Consider the following 16,786-nt stretch of genomic DNA (forward strand, 5'->3'; position numbering starts at 1 on the left):
TAGCATTGTCCTTTTTCTTATATTTCCATAATGATTGGTAAAATCATTGGACGGCGTTTCGTTTTCTCATATAGGAATGGAGCTAATGTGTCTGTAATTTCATTTTTAATTTCAGACCATTGTGTTGTTTTACGCTCCATTACTTTTTCTAAATGAGTTGTAATTAATGTTTGTGCATCATTGATTAAATCGCTGCTTTCACGCATGTAAACGAAACCGCGTGAGATGATATCAGGTCCTGCTGCAACTTTAAATTCTTTCATATCAATGCTTACAACTACAATTACAAGTCCTTCTTCAGAAAGGATACGACGATCTCGTAATACGATATTGCCGATATCCCCAATACCGTTTCCATCAATGTAGACCGAACCAGATGGGATTTTTCCAGCTACGCTAGCTTCATCAGAACGTAAAGCAAGAACATCGCCATTATCCATAATGAAGCAATTTTCTTCAGGGATACCACAATCATTTGCTATGTTCATGTGCATACGCTGCATACGATATTCACCATGAATTGGCATGAAGTACTTCGGTTTAATTAGACGTAACATTAACTTTTGTTCTTCTTGTCCACCGTGTCCACTTGTATGGATATTTGAAAGTTTCCCGTGAATTACATCAGCGCCAGCGCGGTACAACATGTTAATTGTACGACTTACGCTAATTGTATTTCCTGGAATTGGTGAAGAAGAGAAAACAACTGTATCTCCAGGAATAATTTGAATTTGGCGGTGTGTACCGTTTGCAATACGTGAAAGTGCTGCCATCGGTTCACCTTGACTACCTGTACATAAAATAACAACTTTATTAGCTGGTAAGCGGTTTAGTTGAGATGCATCTATGAATGTATCTTTCGGGCAACGAATATAACCAAGGTTTTGTCCGATTTCAATCGCTGCTTCCATACTTCGACCAAACACAGCTACTTTACGGTTGTTTTCAACAGCAGCTTCAATAACTTGTTGTAAGCGGTGAATATTTGATGCAAAGGTTGCGAATATAATCCGTCCGTCTACTTTACGGAAAATGTCTTGAATGCTATCACCAACGCGACGCTCAGACATAGTAAAGTTTGGAACTTCACTGTTCGTACTATCAGATAATAGACATAGCACGCCATCTTTACCGATTTCAGCCATTTTTGTTAAATCAGCTGGTTCACCAACTGGTGTGAAATCAAATTTGAAATCACCTGTATGAACAACTTGACCTTGAGGTGTTTTCACAACAACGCCGTACGAATCTGGAATACTGTGAGTTGTACGGAAGAAGGATACAGACGTTTTTTTGAATTTAATAACGTCATCTTCTTGAATTTCGTAAAGTTTTGCTTTACGAAGTAAGCCGTGTTCTTCTAATTTGTTTTTGATGAGTGCAATTGCTAATTTTCCGCCGTAAATCGGGATGTTCACTTGACGTAATAGGTAAGGGATTCCGCCGATATGATCTTCGTGACCATGTGTAATGAATAACCCTTTAATTTTATCTTCGTTTCGCACAAAATAAGTGTAGTCTGGTATTACATAATCGATTCCGAGAAGTTCGTCCTCTGGAAATTTAATTCCAGCATCAATTATAATAATTTCATCTTGAAATTGAACAGCGTATGTATTTTTACCGATTTCACCAAGCCCACCGAGAGCAAATACAGCAACTTGGTCGTTTTTTAGAAATTTCATATCGCTATACGATTTCCGCTAATGTTAAATCAGCGTTTTCTTTTTCATATTCAAGATGAGCGCCAGTAACAGACTGAACAAACTCGATATTATATGCGAACTTATTTAATTTTGTACGAACATCCTTTTCAGACGTAGCCTCTAAATATAAAACTTTTGTATTTTCACGTACTGGAACCTCAGTTAATTTTTCTTGATAAAATACTTTAAAAATCATTTGGAAAACCTCTCCTTGTCTATGTTTTGCATTATCTGTTACTTATTATAAAGCAAACAGTCACGATTTTCATGTTTTTTCGAATGAGAATGAAGAAAAAGCCCGAAATGGGCACAATTTAAGCGATTGTCTTTTTACGGACTAGACCGTTTAAATAACGCTTGAGCTTTTTCTTCAGCTTCTTCAGCATGATTACTCCTTCCTTTCCTTATTTTAAACATGCATATTACTAGTGAAAATTCTATCTCTGATATAAGAGATAGGACAAAAGTGAATGGTGAGTCTTGTCCTTTCCCATACAGTGAAAGTTATTCTATAGTAACGATTAGTAGCCGTTAGTTATAGGTATAGTATGAGGAAGAATGGAAAAGAAAATTCATCCGAACAAGTATCCACATGTTTTACTAATATATATATGCAAAGTTTACAAATAAGGTCAGAAAGGGAACGCTTTCTTCACAGATGTTTAATATGTTATACTTTTTTTTAGAATTTGAAAAGTGATATTCAAAATAGGAATATAGAGTGCCAGAAAGGATTTTGACAAATGAATGATAAAATTGTCTTTTTTGATATTGATGGAACATTATTAGATCATGATAAAAAAATTCCACAATCTACACGAGATGCAGTAAAACAGTTACAAGAAAAAGGTGTACATGTAGCAATTGCGACAGGGCGCGCGCCATTTATGTTCGAAGATATTCGTAAGGAACTTGATATACATAATTATGTTAGTTTTAATGGACAATACGTTGTCTTTGAAGATGAGGTAATATTTAATAATCCGTTACATCCAGATGCTTTACATAAGTTTACTCAGTTTGCAAAACAAGAAGGATATCCACTTGTATATCTTGACCATCAAGATATGAGAGCATCAGTGGAATATCATGATTATGTGAAAGAAGGCTTTGGAAGCTTAAACTTTGAGCATCCACCATATGAGCCTAATTTTTATGAGGAACGTAATATTTATCAAACACTACTTTTTTGTGAAGTAAATGAAGAGGAAAAGTTTATTAATCATTATCCAGATTTTCATTTTATTCGTTGGCATGCATATTCAATGGATATCGTTCCGAATGGTGGTTCTAAGGCAAAAGGAATTGAGAAATACATTGAAAAGTTAGGTTTTAATCGTGATCAAGTGTATGCATTTGGAGATGGTTTAAATGATTTAGAAATGATCGAAGCCGTTGGCACAGGTATTGTGATGGGAAATGGCCATGAAGACTTGAAAAAACTTGCAAATCATGTGACAAAAGATGTTAGTGAAGACGGTATATATCATGGACTAAAGTGGGCTGGATTGCTATAAGTGAATATGGAACCCATTTCATAATAAAGAGGCGGAAGATTAACTTCCGCTTCTTTTATTATTATCGCTCTAGAGGTTTGGAATCATCAGGAGCGGCAAAAGGATTTTCTTTATTGATATGGTCATAGAACATAACGCCATTTAAATGGTCAATCTCGTGTTGGAATACGATTGCTGGTAAACCTTTTAAACGCAATTTTACTTCTTCGCCGTTAATAGAAGTTGCTTTTACTGTAATTCTTGTATAACGAGGAACATAACCAGGTACTTCGCGGTCTACAGATAGACAGCCTTCACCACCCTGTAAATATGTACGTTCAACAGAATGGCTAATGATTTTTGGATTGAATAATGCATGGCTATATAATGTACCATCCGCATCGGTTACATGAACTGCAATCATTTTTTTTGAAACACCGATTTGCGGAGCTGCTAATCCGATTCCAGGGCGTAAACTATATTTTTCAGCCATTTCAGGATCTTGGCTATTTATTACGAATTCAATCATTTCTTTTAAGGTAGTTGTATCTTCTTCGCTTGCTGGTAATGACACCTCTTCTGCAACGTTGCGCAAAATAGGATCTCCTTCGCGAATAACATCTTTCATTGTAAGCATATGTAATCTCTCCTTTCCTCTTTAGTCTACCAAAGGAGATGGAAAAAGTCATCGGCAAGAAAAGGTAGGCATTTTGGAAATCGTTCTATTATAGAGTAGTTATGTATGTGATAAACAGAAAAAGACGGCAAAGCCGTCTTTTTCTTTCCATAGTTGTTTCGTTTTACATTAGCGAATGCAAGCAGCACCAACGATAATTAAAAGAATAAACAACACAACGATTAAGGCGAAGCCGCGTCCAGACCCGCCACAAGAACCGCCATAACCGTAGGAAGGATATGAACAAGTTGGATAGCAATATGAGTATCCGTACATGAGATGACCTCCTTTATCATTTCCCGCTAATACTGCGGTTACTATAATGTATGGAAGAGAGGGTGGAAATGTATAGGTATTTACCTAAAAAAGGAAGAGTAGGTTGTATATTTTTGTTACGAAGAGAGAAAAACTAAAGAGAATTAAATCGTTTACATATTATTCTAAGAGAAAAAATAAGTGAAAAAGGGAATAATATAACAGTAGGTCAATGCTTACTAATACAGATGTAAAAAATAAAAACACGTTTGTGTAGTAGAAACCTGCATATTATTTATAAAAAAACGTATTCAAAGTAATTGACATCGTAATTAGAATAGTTGTAAACTAAAAAACGTGATCAAGATTGTATTAATATGTTTCTGAAAAAACATTAGTACAGATTGTTAGGTACACAAAATTATTCTCAACCGACAGACAAACATGTTGGTTTACATCGTTGCGCTTTTTAAACTGGAAAATAGCCAGTGAAAGCGTTTCAGAATATGGTTCAAGAGAGGAAGAGGTGAACGGAATGGGTACTAAAACAAAAAAGACCCTATTTAATGTTGATGAGCAAATGAAAGCTATCGCAGCTCAATTTGAAACATTACAAATTTTAAATGAAAACGGTGAAGTTGTGAATGAAGCAGCTATGCCTGAATTATCTGATGATCAATTAAAAGAATTAATGCGTCGTATGGTGTATACACGCGTATTAGATCAACGTTCTATTTCTTTAAACCGTCAAGGACGTTTAGGTTTCTACGCACCTACAGCTGGACAAGAAGCTTCTCAATTAGCGAGTCATTTCGCACTTGAAGCAGAAGACTTCATCTTACCAGGATACCGTGATGTACCACAATTAGTATGGCACGGATTACCATTATACCAAGCATTCTTATTCTCTCGTGGACACTTCATGGGTAACCAAATGCCTGAGAATGTAAATGCATTAGCTCCACAAATCATTATCGGTGCGCAAATCATCCAAACTGCTGGTGTTGCGTTAGGTATGAAACTACGTGGTAAAAAATCTGTTGCAATTACTTACACTGGTGACGGTGGTGCTTCACAAGGTGACTTCTACGAAGGTATGAACTTTGCAGGTGCATTCAAAGCTCCAGCAATCTTCGTTGTTCAAAACAACCGTTATGCAATTTCTACTCCAGTAGAAAAGCAATCTGCAGCTAAAACTGTAGCACAAAAAGCAGTAGCAGCAGGTATTTACGGAATTCAAGTAGACGGTATGGATCCATTAGCTGTATACGCAGCAACTGCTTTCGCTCGTGAGCGCGCAGTAAATGGCGAAGGCCCTACTTTAATCGAGACTTTAACATTCCGTTACGGTCCACATACAATGGCTGGTGATGACCCAACTCGTTACCGTACAAAAGATATCGAAAACGAATGGGAACAAAAAGACCCAATCGTACGCTTCCGTAAGTTCTTAGAAGCTAAAGGCCTATGGTCTCAAGAAGTTGAAGAGACAGTAATCGAAGAAGCAAAAGAAGATATCAAACAAGCAATTGCTAAGGCTGACCAAGCTCCAAAACAAAAAGTAACTGATTTAATGGAAATCATGTACGAAAAAATGCCTTACAACTTAGCTGAACAATATGAAATTTACAAAGAAAAGGAGTCGAAGTAAGCCATGGCTCAAATGACAATGATTCAAGCAATCACTGATGCTTTACGCGTTGAAATGAAAAATGATCCTAACGTACTTGTATTTGGTGAAGACGTTGGTGTAAACGGTGGTGTATTCCGTGCTACTGAAGGTTTACAAGCTGAATTTGGTGAAGATCGTGTAATGGATACTCCACTTGCAGAGTCTGGTATTGGTGGACTTGCAGTTGGTCTTGCACTTGAAGGATTCCGTCCAGTTCCAGAAATCCAATTCTTCGGTTTCGTTTTTGAAGTAATGGATTCAATTTCTGGTCAATTGGCTCGTATGCGTTACCGTTCTGGTGGACGTTGGACTGCTCCAGTAACAGTTCGTTCTCCATTCGGTGGTGGTGTTCATACTCCTGAACTACATGCTGATAGCTTAGAAGGATTAGTGGCTCAACAACCTGGTCTAAAAGTTGTTATTCCATCTACTCCATACGATGCTAAAGGTCTTTTAATCTCTGCGATTCGTGACAACGATCCAGTTATCTACTTAGAGCATATGAAATTGTACCGTTCATTCCGTCAAGATGTACCAGAAGGCGAATACACAATTGATTTAGGTAAAGCTGATATCAAACGTGAAGGTACAGATGTATCTGTTATCGCTTACGGTGCTATGGTTCACGCTGCATTAAAAGCTGCTGAAGAACTTGAAAAAGAAGGTATCTCTTTAGAGGTTGTTGACTTACGTACAGTTCAACCATTAGATATCGAAACAATCATCGCTTCTGTTGAAAAAACAGGTCGCGTAGTTGTAGTTCAAGAAGCTCAAAAACAAGCTGGTATTGCAGCTAACGTTGTAGCGGAAATTAACGACCGTGCAATCTTAAACTTAGAAGCTCCAGTTGTACGTGTTGCAGCTGCTGATACAGTATTCCCATTCTCTCAAGCAGAGAGCGTATGGTTACCAAACCACAAGGATATTGTTGAAGCTGTAAACAAAGTAATGAACTTCTAATTTTTAGTTTTTCATGTGCAAAAGAAATCAGCACATGCTGGTTTCTTTTGTACATATTCCATAATAATGAAATGAATCAGGGGGCTGAATTCCGTGGCATTTGAATTTAAACTACCAGATATCGGTGAAGGTATCCACGAAGGTGAAATCGTAAAATGGTTTATTAAACCAGGCGATGAAGTAAATGAAGACGATGTACTTCTTGAAGTGCAAAATGATAAAGCAGTAGTAGAAATCCCTTCTCCTGTTAAAGGTAAAGTACTTGAAGTACTTGTAGAAGAAGGAACAGTTGCAATCGTAGGAGATACATTAATTAAATTTGATGCTCCTGGATACGAAAACCTTAAATTTAAAGGTGACGATCATGATGAAGCTCCAAAAGCTGAAGAAGCAGCAGTAGAAGCTCCAGCAGCGGAAGCTACTCCAGCAGCAACTGCAGAAGTAGTAAATGAGCGCGTAATCGCTATGCCATCTGTTCGTAAATACGCTCGTGAAAAAGGTGTAGACATTCATAAAGTAGCTGGTACTGGTAAGAACGGCCGTATCGTAAAAGCTGACATCGATGCATTTGCAAATGGTGGACAAACTGTAGCAGCAACTGAGGCTCCAGCAGCAGTAGAAGCTACTCCAGCAGCAGCGAAAGAAGAAGCACCAAAAGCACAACCAATTCCAGCTGGTGAATATCCAGAAACTCGTGAGAAAATGAGTGGTATCCGTAAAGCGATTGCGAAAGCAATGGTTAACTCTAAGCATACAGCTCCTCACGTAACATTAATGGATGAAGTTGATGTAACTGAGCTTGTTGCTCACCGTAAGAAGTTCAAAGCAGTAGCAGCTGACAAAGGTATTAAATTAACTTACCTTCCATACGTTGTTAAAGCTTTAACATCTGCATTACGTGAATACCCAATGTTAAACACTTCTTTAGACGATGCATCTCAAGAAGTAGTTCATAAACATTACTTCAACATTGGTATCGCAGCTGATACAGACAAAGGTCTATTAGTACCAGTTGTTAAAGATACAGATCGCAAGTCTATCTTCACTATTTCTAACGAGATCAATGATCTTGCTGGTAAAGCACGTGAAGGTCGTCTAGCTCCAACTGAAATGAAAGGTGCTTCTTGCACAATTACAAACATTGGTTCTGCAGGTGGACAATGGTTCACTCCAGTTATCAATCACCCAGAAGTAGCAATCCTTGGTATCGGCCGTATCGCTGAAAAACCAGTTGTGAAAAATGGTGAGATCGTTGCAGCTCCAGTATTAGCATTATCTCTAAGCTTTGACCATCGTTTAATTGACGGCGCAACTGCTCAAAAAGCGTTAAACCAAATTAAACGTCTATTGAATGACCCACAATTATTAGTAATGGAGGCGTAATAACAATGGTAGTAGGAGATTTCCCAATTGAATTAGATACAGTCGTTGTTGGTGCAGGTCCTGGTGGATACGTTGCGGCAATTCGTGCAGCACAATTAGGTCAAAAGGTAGCAATCATTGAAAAAGCTAACCTTGGTGGCGTATGCTTAAACGTTGGATGTATTCCTTCAAAAGCGTTAATCAATGCAGGTCATCGTTATGAGAATGCAATGCATTCTGATGACATGGGTATCACTGCAGAGAACGTAAAAGTTGACTTTACAAAAGTTCAAGAATGGAAAAACGGCGTAGTTAAGAAATTAACTGGCGGTGTTGAAGGCCTTCTTAAAGGTAACAAAGTTGAAATCATTCGCGGTGAAGCTTACTTCGTAGATGCTAATACATTACGCGTTATGACTGAAGATGCAGCTCAAACTTATACGTTTAAAAATGCTGTTCTTGCAACTGGTTCTACACCAATCGAAATTCCAGGATTCAAATACTCTAAACGTGTTATCAACTCTACAGGTGCTTTAAGCTTACCTGAAATTCCTAAAAAACTTGTTGTAATCGGCGGCGGTTACATCGGTATGGAATTAGGTACTGCATATGCTAACTTCGGTACAGAAGTTACTGTAGTAGAAGCTGGCGACGAAATCTTAGCTGGTTTCGAAAAAGCTATGAGCTCTGTTGTTAAACGTGCTCTACAGAAAAAAGGTAACGTAAATATCCATACAAAAGCTATGGCTAAAGGCGTTGAAGAAACAGAAACTGGCGTAAAAGTTAGCTTTGAAGTTAAAGGTGAAATCCAAACTGTAGAAGCAGATTACGTATTAGTAACTGTAGGTCGTCGTCCAAACACTCAAGAAATCGGTCTTGAGCAAGTTGGAGTTAAAATGACTGACCGCGGCATCATCGAAATCGATGAGCAATGTCGTACAAATGTACCAAACATCTATGCAATCGGTGATATCGTTCCTGGACCACCATTAGCTCACAAAGCTTCTTACGAAGGTAAAGTAGCTGTAGAAGCAATTAGTGGCCATGCATCAGCTATCGATTACATCGGAATTCCTGCAGTATGCTTCACTGATCCAGAATTAGCATCTGTTGGTTACACTAAAAAACAAGCTGAAGAAGCTGGAATGACTGTAACTGTATCTAAGTTCCCATTCGCTGCTAACGGTCGTGCATTATCATTAAACAGCACTGACGGTTTCCTACAACTTGTAACACGTAAAGAAGATGGTCTTCTTGTAGGTGCTCAAGTTGCAGGTGCAGGTGCTTCTGATATTATCTCTGAGATTGGTTTAGCTATCGAAGCTGGAATGACAGCTGAAGATATCGCTCAAACAATCCATGCTCACCCAACATTAGGTGAAATCACAATGGAAGCAGCTGAAGTTGCTCTTGGAATGCCAATTCACATTGTAAAATAATTTAAGTAATAAAAATAGCCCCTCTCTTATTGTAAGAGAGGGGCTATTTTTATTTTCATCAAATGACTTGCAAGGTCTTTAAACGTACTTGTCGAATGAATATATAATACTTTAACAAATGATTTAGGCGTAACTTACTTCAAAGGTAATATATATCATCCTATAATATGTAATTGATTCAAACTTAACCCCATATATTAATAAAATAGAGCATGTCAAAGGAGAAGGTTACATGAAAATATTACATGTTATATTTTATCATTTACTACTATGGAGTGGCTTTTCCACTGTATTAACATTATCGAATGGTGATAAGTTTCATTATAAAGTTATTCTTTTTTTCGTATTCCTGTATTTAGCCTATGTAATAGCGTATTTTGTATTACACGTAAGAAAGCAAGCGTTATTTCTTACATGTTCGAATTGTATACTATTTTTAATCGTATTATTTATTTTTTAAATTAACGTTTATAAAAATACATTGTTCTTCCATTAAATAATTGTAACTCTCCTTCTAATTTCTTCGCTAAAAAACGGCAAAATTCATTTGCTTTCCCTTTGTCACCATATGTTGCATTAGGTGGTAAAGAAACTTGGATGAAAAATTGTTCATTTTCTATACCAACACCAATATAAATTGAGTCATACCGGTCATGATTGGATTGAAGTTTTAATGTCGTTGTAGATGTATCTAAAATTTCATAAGGAAAAGCGGTATTTGTATACGTGTAATTAATTTGGGCCCCAGTTTTAGAAGTAACTGTTTTATAATAATGAAAAAGTTGTTTTATATCATCTATTGAAACAGATTGTTGGTTGGATTTAGGTACAAGCGTAATAAAGGCGTGTTGCATATAAGTTCCCCCTAACTTAGTAGAATACTATCATTCTACATCCTGCTGAATTTTTTGACAATTAAAAGGAGTATTACATGTTTTGTTTAATATACTATTAATGAAACGTGATGTAGAAAGGTGGAAACCAATGTTTGAAAAATTGTATGATGAGCATGAAAGTGTGAAGGTACGATTTTTAGGGTTTATGACACATGATACACGTTATGATTTTGGTGTTATTTATACAAATATGTTTTTTGGAAAACCGCTCATTGTTTGTATGCAAACAGGAAGGTCTACTTTACTCGGAAGAGATGATGTAGAGAATGTTCAATATATACAGGAGATTTTTAAATTAGGATCAGAAGAGGAAGCGAAGGAGTTAGCTCAGTTTTTCAAATTTCTAGTTCCGTCAACTTCTTTACATGCGGAATATGAAGAATAATTAATGTGAAACAGTCGTACTTATAAATATGGCTGTTTTTTATTTGAATATCGCATACTAATTAAAATTTAAAATATTTAATGTGTTATACTAAAAACCTATTGACGTAAAAAGTATAACATATTAAAATAAAGACAGAAAGTTAAGCGGTTACAAAAAGTTTTTGGGATTATAAACTTAGGGGGAAATGAAAAATGGGAACAATCGTATGTCAAGATTGTGAAGGTACAATTGCACACTTCGAAGATGAGAAAGTAACGGTACTTTACGGGAAATGTGGATCTTGCGGATGTGATCACACAGAGCATACAAAAGCCCAATAATTGATAGGAAATGGACAGCTAAAAGTTTTTAGGACCATAAACTTAGGGGGAAATGAAAAATGGGAACAATCGTATGCCAAGTATGTGAAGGAACAATCGGACATTTTGAAGATGAGAAAACGACAGTACTTTACGGAAAATGTGGAACAAATTGTGACTGTGCTAGAAAAGATAATGCGAAAGCTTAATGATAGATAAATAGATTACTATTAAAACTCAGGGGGAAATGAAAATGGGAACAATCGTATGCCAAGTATGTGAAGGAACAATTGGACATTTTGAAGATGAAAAATCAACAGTACTATACGGGAAATGTGGATCTCATTGCGAATGTGACCATAAAGAACATACAAAAGCTTAATAATAAGAAAAAGCGCCTACATGTGTAGGCGCTTTTTTAATAAATTGTAGTTGTATGGCCAACTGTTGCAACGATTGCATCATCTCTAATTGGAATAAAGCTTATGGATGTCTGTGGTGTACTAGAAGAAGCGTATTGGCTCATTATACGGCTATCTATACGGGTAATAGTATCGGTCAAGAAAGCTGAAATAAAAGCGTAAGGGACTCGTCGTTCATTTAATGAATAAATAATTTCTTCTTTTGTTTTTACACCTACGCCATGTCCGTAAAAAAAGAAATTTCCTAAATAGATTGTGTTTTCTCCTTGCCACTCAATCGTAGCTGGATTCACTTGTGGGTTTTTAAAGTAAACGAGGTCACCTGGAACAAGATCGCCACCGTTTTTTGTTATGAGCCTTAGATCTTGATCGTAGTCCCATGTATAAAGTAAAAGGTTTGCAAATAGACGATTGAAAGTTTCTTCCTCATACAATGATAATAAAGCTTTATAAAAAATAATGATCATAGCGGTTGCGCATTCAGTTCCATATAGTTTTCCGTTTTTGAAAATATCTTGTATGGCAATGGAAGGTGGTATGTTTGGAAGAAGCTCGAATCCTCCAAGGGATGTTCTTTTCCAATACTGGGGGTTGCAAAAGGATTGTTGAAATGTGCGAAACTGAAATCCACTTTGAAAAAGTTCTAGTGCAGAGATAATAATATTAACTCGTAAATTGAGATCAAAGCTGAGTTCATCAGCTGTTCGGAAGGAATAAACTTCTTGATTTCCTGCCATTATTGATAAAATTTGTTGTTTCTCTGCTGCAAATGGCTCATATTCATTTGTAATATAAGGATGTACAATAGAACGGCCTATTACAATCATAATAGTATCCCCACCTATACGTTACATTCTTTAGTATCGTATGAAGAAAAGGAAAAAAGGTGAAAAAAAGCCTATCAACTGATAGGCTTGTACTCTTTAATAACACGTAATGTTTGTAATGTCATATCTTCAGGACCTTGTACAGGTAAACCTGCTTCTAAGTTTTTACGAATATACTCTAAGTTTTCTTGTGTAATAATTTCCCCCGGAGTAAAGATTGGAATCCCTGGCGGATAAACCATAACAAAATCAGCTATAATACGACCCGCTGCATTTTCAAATGGAATGACTTCTGTTTCCGAATAAAAAGCATCTCGAGGAGAAAGTGCTAGCACTGGAATTTCTGGAATCTCTACTTGTACTTGAACACCTTTATCTGCCCTATTTCTAAATGTTGCTGCTAAATCTTGTAATGCTGCAATAAGTGTATTTGTATCACTTTCTGTGTCTCCTAAAGTGATAAGACATAGTATGTTGTATAGATCTGAGAGTTCTACTTCAATGTTATATTGCTCTCTAAGCCATACTTCAGCTTGGTGGCCGGTAATACCTAAATCTTTTACAGATACAATTATCTTTGTAGGATCATAGTTAAAGGTAGCATCTGTACCTAACATTTCTTTTCCAGGACAGTAAAGATGCTCAATAGAATTTATAGCATCACGAACATGTTCAGCTAATTGTATTGTTTGTTCTATGAGTGCTGTTCCTTCTGTAGCAAGACGTTTTCTCGCAACATCAAGTGATGCTAACAAGATGTAAGAAGTTGATGTAGTTGTAAGCATGCTAATAATAGATTGGACATGTTTTACATTCACCAAGCCTTCTTTCACATTAAGAATAGAACTTTGAGTTAAAGAGCCTCCTAATTTGTGAACACTTGTTGCTGCCATGTCTGCACCAGCTTGCATCGCTGACATTGGCAATTCATCGTGAAAATGAATATGAACACCATGAGCCTCGTCGACTAGTACAGGGATGTCATAAGAATGTGCTAATTGTACAATCTGTTCTAAGTCTGCAGCAAATCCAAAGTACGTTGGATTAATAACAAGTAAGCCCTTTGCATCTGAGTGCTCTTCAAGTGCTTTTTTGACAGATTGAATTGTGATTCCATGAGAAATACCGAGTTTCGGATCGATTTCAGGATGCATGAAAATCGGTTTTGCACCTGAGAAAATAATAGCTGACATTACTGATTTATGCACGTTTCGTGGTACTAGGATTTTGTCACCAGGACCGCAAACGCTCATCACCATTGTCATAATAGCGCCACTTGTACCTTGAATAGAAAAGAAAGTATGATCTGCACCGAATGCAGCGGCTGCTAAATCCTGTGCTTCTTTAATCATACCTTTTGGATGATGTAAATCATCGAGTGGCGCAATATTAATTAAATCAATTGCTAATGCATTATGCCCAATAAATTCGCGAAATGTAGGATCCATGCCTTGCCCTTTTTTATGACCAGGAATATGGAATTGAATTGGATTTCGCTTACTGTGCTCAACTAAAGCGGTAAACAATGGTGTTTCGTATTGGGACAATCTATACACCCCTTCTTCTTCATAATATTTAATTTGTTTTATATAATCCTGCTCTAAAAAAGGTAAGTCCTTTTTTTAGAATGAGGCTTGTTTTTCTGCCATTCAAAAAATCGGTTTTGAGATGGTAGCTTCACTTTATTTTCTATAAAACAAAAGCATTATATCACCAATAATTATAGATGTATAGAAAAAAATATTTTTAAGGTGAGTATGTTTAATAGTTAGCCTCAACTAATGAATGGAGGAAGACAATTCCATTAAAATGAATAAATAGTGTATAATGCAGAGTGGCTATAATGAAGAATAAAACATTCTCTTTAAGATAGCATAATGAAACAAGAAGAAATGATAAATGAGGTGCGAAATGGAATATCAATATCCGTTAGATTATGATTGGTCAAATGAGGAAATGGTTATAATTGTGAAGTTTTATGAAGCAATTGAGAAAGCTTATGAAAAAGGAATTATAAGAGAAGAATTAATGGGTTTATATCGTCGTTTTAAAGAGATTGTTCCATCGAAAGCAGAAGAAAAGAAAATTGATAAAGAGTTTCAAGAAGTAAGTGGATACTCTATATATCGTGCTATTCAAAGAGCAAAGGAAGTCGAAGAACAAAAGCTTGTAAAAATGTAAAAAATATTTTGAAAAATAAAAACTGAAGTGATATAATGTGATAACAACTAAAAACGGACAATATAAATTGTCCGTTTTCTACTATCGATTACAAAGTGCATATAAAGGAAGGAGTGATTGCATCGTAGATTCAATCTTAGCAAGGAATTGTTCGTTGGTCATTGCTGAAAACTCCTCTGGTGATATATGAATACCAACTAATAATTCTGCTTTTTTTACAGTAGCTAGTCGTTCAATCATCTTTTGTAAGTCTTCGGTTTCAAGTGTTTTATGTAATTTCACACTTGGTTTAGTATGGTCAATGGACCAAACGAAGTCATTTGGAATATTTGTTTTTAAATCATTTAAATGTTCTAAGAAGGCATGAGCCGTCTCAACTTTTTGTGGACACTCATAGATTAAACCAAAGTATATGAAGGCATGAGTACCCCATAAGCCGATTTGGAAATGCGGTAGCATTTTATATCCTCGTTTATTTGTTGAAAAAGCAACCCAAGTATCGTTTGGTGGATTGACTTTGCGACGTGCGTGTTTTGCAACATGATAAAAAAAGTTCTCATCAGTGTGTTGGGATAAGTATTCTGCAAATTGTTCCCCTAAAGCTTCTAGCTTAGGATGAATGTTCGTTTTAATTGCACTCATTCGTTCTTCGAGACCATCAACTGTAAAGACATCAAAATCAGTTGACTTGAATGTTTGTATTGTCATGATTGTTCCTCCAACTCCTATTTTGCTTTTATTTTAGCATAGCTTGTACTATTCATAAAAAAAACAGCACAAAAAAATTTAAATAAAAAAATATAATTTTGTTGCATAGATGATTTATCCAACATAGTATAGTATAAAACAAAAAATCAGAAAATTTAATTAATTCTAGTCCGAGGGCAGACGAATATTGGGAGGAGGCAAATAATATGAGACAGGTGATTAATGCGTTAAAGAGAACAGATGCCGAAAAGAGAATACCGGTGCTACGTTTGGAGCTAGATTATGAATTAGCAACTTTATATGATGCGATGATGGAAGATGATAAACAGAAAAAAGAAGAGTGTGTACAAAAGTTAGAAGTGTTAAGACTTGAAATGATTCGTTTAGAAGCGTAATAATAGTATATGTATAAAAAATTAGTTGGTGCGAACCTTATAAAGGGTTCGTTTTTTCTGTGAACAGTAAAGATCGGAGTGTTTAAACATGCAAGAAGTATGGAAAGACATCGATGCACACGCCAAACGGTGGATTCGGGATGCAGGAGAGCATTTAATGGCATCCATGAAAAAAGCACTTATTATAGAAACAAAATCCAATGCAGCTGACTTAGTTACAAATATGGACCGAGAGATAGAACAGTTTTTAATTGGGAAAATTAAAGAAACATTCCCGAATCATAATATTTTAGGAGAAGAAGGTTATGGAGACGAGATAACGTCTTCTGACGGGGTTGTTTGGTTAATTGATCCAATTGACGGCACGATGAACTTTGTTCATCAAAAAAGAAATTTTGCAATTTCAATTGGGATTTATGAGAACGGTATCGGAAAGATTGGACTTATTTATGATCCAGTACATGATGAACTATATCATGCAGTCAAGGGATCTGGAGCTTTTTGTAATGATATATCAATTCCTCCATTGGAAAAAGGAACTGTAGAGCAAGGTATTGTAGCTTTAAATGCGATATGGCTTACAGATAATCCATTGCTTAATATGGAAAGTATGATGGCACTTGTTAAGAAAGCAAGGGGCACGAGATCGTATGGCTGTGCAGCGTTAGAGATGGTGTACGTTGCAACAGGAAGAATAGATGCATATGTAACGCCGAGATTATCACCATGGGATTTTGGCGGAGGACAGATAATTGTAGAAGAAGTTGGAGGGAAGGTAACGACATTCTCTGGAGCGCCACTTTCTATCATAGAGAAGAGCAGTGTGCTAGTTGCAAAACCAGGAGTGTATGAAGAAGTGTTATCTTTTATATCAGAGCCACAAAAAAAGTAAGAGGCTATGTATAAGCTTCTTACTTTTTAGCGTTATTGTGATTTGCGCATTTTTCTTTTTGTTACAAAACCGTATCCAACTGCAACAAATGTACCGATAATGCAAATAATAATACCGATTGGACTATTTTCAGCAATCATAATGCCGATACCGATTAAGAAAATAACACCGATAATTGCGGTTAATAAAAAGCGATATTGAATGTGTTCCAT

General features: G+C 36.3%; 22 protein-coding genes. 13 read left to right on the plus strand and 9 right to left on the minus strand.

The window, feature by feature from the left end; genetic code table 11:
- Positions 1–17: 17 nt before the first annotated feature.
- Together rnjA and ACO6VI_RS02935 are read right to left on the minus strand one after the other, a co-directional pair.
- Complete coding sequence (gene rnjA, locus ACO6VI_RS02930) at positions 18–1,685, minus strand: ribonuclease J1 (RefSeq protein WP_000670375.1); 1,668 nt, start codon at positions 1,683–1,685, stop codon at positions 18–20.
- Positions 1,686–1,689: 4 nt separating this feature from the next.
- Positions 1,690–1,902 (minus strand): DNA-dependent RNA polymerase subunit epsilon, encoded by a 213-nt coding sequence (locus ACO6VI_RS02935; RefSeq protein WP_000576435.1) that lies wholly within the window; start codon positions 1,900–1,902, stop codon positions 1,690–1,692.
- A gap of 547 nt (positions 1,903–2,449) precedes the next feature.
- Here ACO6VI_RS02935 and ACO6VI_RS02940 point away from each other — a divergent pair.
- Positions 2,450–3,223, plus strand: a complete 774-nt coding sequence (locus ACO6VI_RS02940; protein WP_161520099.1) for a Cof-type HAD-IIB family hydrolase — start codon at positions 2,450–2,452, stop codon at positions 3,221–3,223.
- A 61-nt stretch (positions 3,224–3,284) separates the two neighbouring features.
- On the opposite strand, the gene def is transcribed toward ACO6VI_RS02940, so the two are convergent.
- Complete coding sequence (def, locus tag ACO6VI_RS02945) at positions 3,285–3,839, minus strand: peptide deformylase (protein WP_000957048.1); 555 nt, start codon at positions 3,837–3,839, stop codon at positions 3,285–3,287.
- A 168-nt stretch (positions 3,840–4,007) separates the two neighbouring features.
- Entirely contained in the window at positions 4,008–4,154 is a 147-nt protein-coding gene (locus tag ACO6VI_RS02950) for a YjcZ family sporulation protein (protein ID WP_000274562.1), read from the minus strand.
- Positions 4,155–4,668: 514 nt separating this feature from the next.
- On the opposite strand from ACO6VI_RS02950, the gene pdhA reads away from it, so the two are divergent.
- The 5 genes from pdhA to ACO6VI_RS02975 all read left to right on the plus strand — a co-directional run bounded on the left by pdhA (position 4,669) and on the right by ACO6VI_RS02975 (position 10,026).
- Positions 4,669–5,784, plus strand: a complete 1,116-nt coding sequence (gene pdhA / locus ACO6VI_RS02955) for a pyruvate dehydrogenase E1 component subunit alpha (RefSeq protein ID WP_000536895.1) — start codon at positions 4,669–4,671, stop codon at positions 5,782–5,784.
- Positions 5,785–5,787: 3 nt separating this feature from the next.
- Positions 5,788–6,765 carry a pyruvate dehydrogenase complex E1 component subunit beta gene (gene pdhB / locus ACO6VI_RS02960; protein WP_000068163.1) on the plus strand — a complete coding sequence of 326 codons (978 nt, stop codon included), beginning with the start codon at positions 5,788–5,790 and terminating at the stop codon, positions 6,763–6,765.
- 93 nt (positions 6,766–6,858) lie between these two features.
- On the plus strand, positions 6,859–8,148 hold the full coding sequence (pdhC, locus tag ACO6VI_RS02965; RefSeq protein ID WP_000863420.1) for a pyruvate dehydrogenase complex dihydrolipoyllysine-residue acetyltransferase: 1,290 nt from the start codon (positions 6,859–6,861) through the stop codon (positions 8,146–8,148).
- Positions 8,149–8,153: 5 nt separating this feature from the next.
- A complete protein-coding gene (gene lpdA, locus ACO6VI_RS02970; protein ID WP_000260104.1) occupies positions 8,154–9,566 on the plus strand; it encodes a dihydrolipoyl dehydrogenase in 1,413 nt (470 codons plus the stop codon).
- 232 nt (positions 9,567–9,798) lie between these two features.
- Complete coding sequence (locus tag ACO6VI_RS02975; protein WP_000697470.1) at positions 9,799–10,026, plus strand: hypothetical protein; 228 nt, start codon at positions 9,799–9,801, stop codon at positions 10,024–10,026.
- A 1-nt stretch (position 10,027) separates the two neighbouring features.
- On the opposite strand, the gene ACO6VI_RS02980 is transcribed toward ACO6VI_RS02975, so the two are convergent.
- A complete protein-coding gene (locus ACO6VI_RS02980) occupies positions 10,028–10,420 on the minus strand; it encodes a DUF1885 family protein (RefSeq protein WP_001163297.1) in 393 nt (130 codons plus the stop codon).
- Positions 10,421–10,550: 130 nt separating this feature from the next.
- Between ACO6VI_RS02980 and ACO6VI_RS02985 the strand changes: the two genes are divergently transcribed.
- The 4 genes from ACO6VI_RS02985 (at position 10,551) to ACO6VI_RS03000 (ending at position 11,531) form a co-directional block, all read left to right on the plus strand.
- Entirely contained in the window at positions 10,551–10,847 is a 297-nt protein-coding gene (locus ACO6VI_RS02985; RefSeq protein WP_000462038.1) for a DUF3055 domain-containing protein, read from the plus strand.
- Between the two features lie 194 nt (positions 10,848–11,041).
- On the plus strand, positions 11,042–11,170 hold the full coding sequence (locus ACO6VI_RS02990; protein WP_000536778.1) for a GapA-binding peptide SR1P: 129 nt from the start codon (positions 11,042–11,044) through the stop codon (positions 11,168–11,170).
- Positions 11,171–11,229: 59 nt separating this feature from the next.
- Complete coding sequence (locus tag ACO6VI_RS02995; protein ID WP_000536803.1) at positions 11,230–11,358, plus strand: GapA-binding peptide SR1P; 129 nt, start codon at positions 11,230–11,232, stop codon at positions 11,356–11,358.
- 44 nt (positions 11,359–11,402) lie between these two features.
- Positions 11,403–11,531: a GapA-binding peptide SR1P gene (locus tag ACO6VI_RS03000; RefSeq protein WP_000536796.1), complete on the plus strand. Its 129-nt coding sequence runs from the start codon at positions 11,403–11,405 to the stop codon at positions 11,529–11,531.
- Positions 11,532–11,567: 36 nt separating this feature from the next.
- Here ACO6VI_RS03000 and ACO6VI_RS03005 read toward each other — a convergent pair whose 3' ends face one another.
- Positions 11,568–12,398 carry a protein-glutamine gamma-glutamyltransferase gene (locus ACO6VI_RS03005; protein ID WP_000635337.1) on the minus strand — a complete coding sequence of 277 codons (831 nt, stop codon included), beginning with the start codon at positions 12,396–12,398 and terminating at the stop codon, positions 11,568–11,570.
- A gap of 74 nt (positions 12,399–12,472) precedes the next feature.
- Entirely contained in the window at positions 12,473–13,945 is a 1,473-nt protein-coding gene (gene speA / locus ACO6VI_RS03010; RefSeq protein ID WP_000084899.1) for an arginine decarboxylase, read from the minus strand.
- Between the two features lie 364 nt (positions 13,946–14,309).
- Between speA and ACO6VI_RS03015 the strand changes: the two genes are divergently transcribed.
- Positions 14,310–14,579: a UPF0223 family protein gene (locus tag ACO6VI_RS03015; protein WP_000456546.1), complete on the plus strand. Its 270-nt coding sequence runs from the start codon at positions 14,310–14,312 to the stop codon at positions 14,577–14,579.
- Between the two features lie 81 nt (positions 14,580–14,660).
- Here the strand turns inward: ACO6VI_RS03015 and ACO6VI_RS03020 are convergent, their stop codons facing one another.
- Positions 14,661–15,287, minus strand: coding sequence for a YktB family protein (locus ACO6VI_RS03020; protein ID WP_000155318.1), 627 nt, complete (start codon positions 15,285–15,287; stop codon positions 14,661–14,663).
- Positions 15,288–15,493: 206 nt separating this feature from the next.
- Here ACO6VI_RS03020 and ACO6VI_RS03025 point away from each other — a divergent pair, with 206 nt between their 5' ends.
- Both ACO6VI_RS03025 and ACO6VI_RS03030 read left to right on the plus strand, forming a co-directional pair.
- Positions 15,494–15,682 (plus strand): hypothetical protein, encoded by a 189-nt coding sequence (locus tag ACO6VI_RS03025; RefSeq protein WP_001250164.1) that lies wholly within the window; start codon positions 15,494–15,496, stop codon positions 15,680–15,682.
- A gap of 88 nt (positions 15,683–15,770) precedes the next feature.
- Complete coding sequence (locus tag ACO6VI_RS03030) at positions 15,771–16,574, plus strand: inositol monophosphatase family protein (protein ID WP_053563733.1); 804 nt, start codon at positions 15,771–15,773, stop codon at positions 16,572–16,574.
- 32 nt (positions 16,575–16,606) lie between these two features.
- Here the strand turns inward: ACO6VI_RS03030 and ACO6VI_RS03035 are convergent, their stop codons facing one another.
- Entirely contained in the window at positions 16,607–16,786 is a 180-nt protein-coding gene (locus ACO6VI_RS03035; protein WP_000400123.1) for a DUF5325 family protein, read from the minus strand.

Source organism: Bacillus sp. PSXD-155 (genome assembly GCF_049310765.1).
Lineage (GTDB): Bacteria > Bacillota > Bacilli > Bacillales > Bacillaceae_G > Bacillus_A > Bacillus_A cereus.

Excerpts from the sequence above, each read along its gene's own strand:
- ACO6VI_RS02940 (WP_161520099.1), top strand. The coding sequence starts at position 2,450 with ATGAATGATAAAATTGTCTTTTTTGATATTGATGGAACATTATTAGAT.
- def (WP_000957048.1), bottom strand. The coding sequence starts at position 3,839 with ATGCTTACAATGAAAGATGTTATTCGCGAAGGAGATCCTATTTTGCGC.
- ACO6VI_RS03005 (WP_000635337.1), bottom strand. The coding sequence starts at position 12,398 with ATGATTGTAATAGGCCGTTCTATTGTACATCCTTATATTACAAATGAA.
- ACO6VI_RS02995 (WP_000536803.1), top strand. The coding sequence starts at position 11,230 with ATGGGAACAATCGTATGCCAAGTATGTGAAGGAACAATCGGACATTTT.
- ACO6VI_RS02980 (WP_001163297.1), bottom strand. The coding sequence starts at position 10,420 with ATGCAACACGCCTTTATTACGCTTGTACCTAAATCCAACCAACAATCT.
- pdhB (WP_000068163.1), top strand. The coding sequence starts at position 5,788 with ATGGCTCAAATGACAATGATTCAAGCAATCACTGATGCTTTACGCGTT.
- ACO6VI_RS02950 (WP_000274562.1), bottom strand. The coding sequence starts at position 4,154 with ATGTACGGATACTCATATTGCTATCCAACTTGTTCATATCCTTCCTAC.
- ACO6VI_RS03025 (WP_001250164.1), top strand. The coding sequence starts at position 15,494 with ATGAGACAGGTGATTAATGCGTTAAAGAGAACAGATGCCGAAAAGAGA.
- pdhA (WP_000536895.1), top strand. The coding sequence starts at position 4,669 with ATGGGTACTAAAACAAAAAAGACCCTATTTAATGTTGATGAGCAAATG.
- ACO6VI_RS03020 (WP_000155318.1), bottom strand. The coding sequence starts at position 15,287 with ATGACAATACAAACATTCAAGTCAACTGATTTTGATGTCTTTACAGTT.
- ACO6VI_RS03015 (WP_000456546.1), top strand. The coding sequence starts at position 14,310 with ATGGAATATCAATATCCGTTAGATTATGATTGGTCAAATGAGGAAATG.
- ACO6VI_RS02935 (WP_000576435.1), bottom strand. The coding sequence starts at position 1,902 with ATGATTTTTAAAGTATTTTATCAAGAAAAATTAACTGAGGTTCCAGTA.
- ACO6VI_RS02975 (WP_000697470.1), top strand. The coding sequence starts at position 9,799 with ATGAAAATATTACATGTTATATTTTATCATTTACTACTATGGAGTGGC.
- ACO6VI_RS02990 (WP_000536778.1), top strand. The coding sequence starts at position 11,042 with ATGGGAACAATCGTATGTCAAGATTGTGAAGGTACAATTGCACACTTC.
- rnjA (WP_000670375.1), bottom strand. The coding sequence starts at position 1,685 with ATGAAATTTCTAAAAAACGACCAAGTTGCTGTATTTGCTCTCGGTGGG.
- ACO6VI_RS03030 (WP_053563733.1), top strand. The coding sequence starts at position 15,771 with ATGCAAGAAGTATGGAAAGACATCGATGCACACGCCAAACGGTGGATT.
- ACO6VI_RS03035 (WP_000400123.1), bottom strand. The coding sequence starts at position 16,786 with ATGGAACACATTCAATATCGCTTTTTATTAACCGCAATTATCGGTGTT.
- ACO6VI_RS02985 (WP_000462038.1), top strand. The coding sequence starts at position 10,551 with ATGTTTGAAAAATTGTATGATGAGCATGAAAGTGTGAAGGTACGATTT.
- ACO6VI_RS03000 (WP_000536796.1), top strand. The coding sequence starts at position 11,403 with ATGGGAACAATCGTATGCCAAGTATGTGAAGGAACAATTGGACATTTT.
- lpdA (WP_000260104.1), top strand. The coding sequence starts at position 8,154 with ATGGTAGTAGGAGATTTCCCAATTGAATTAGATACAGTCGTTGTTGGT.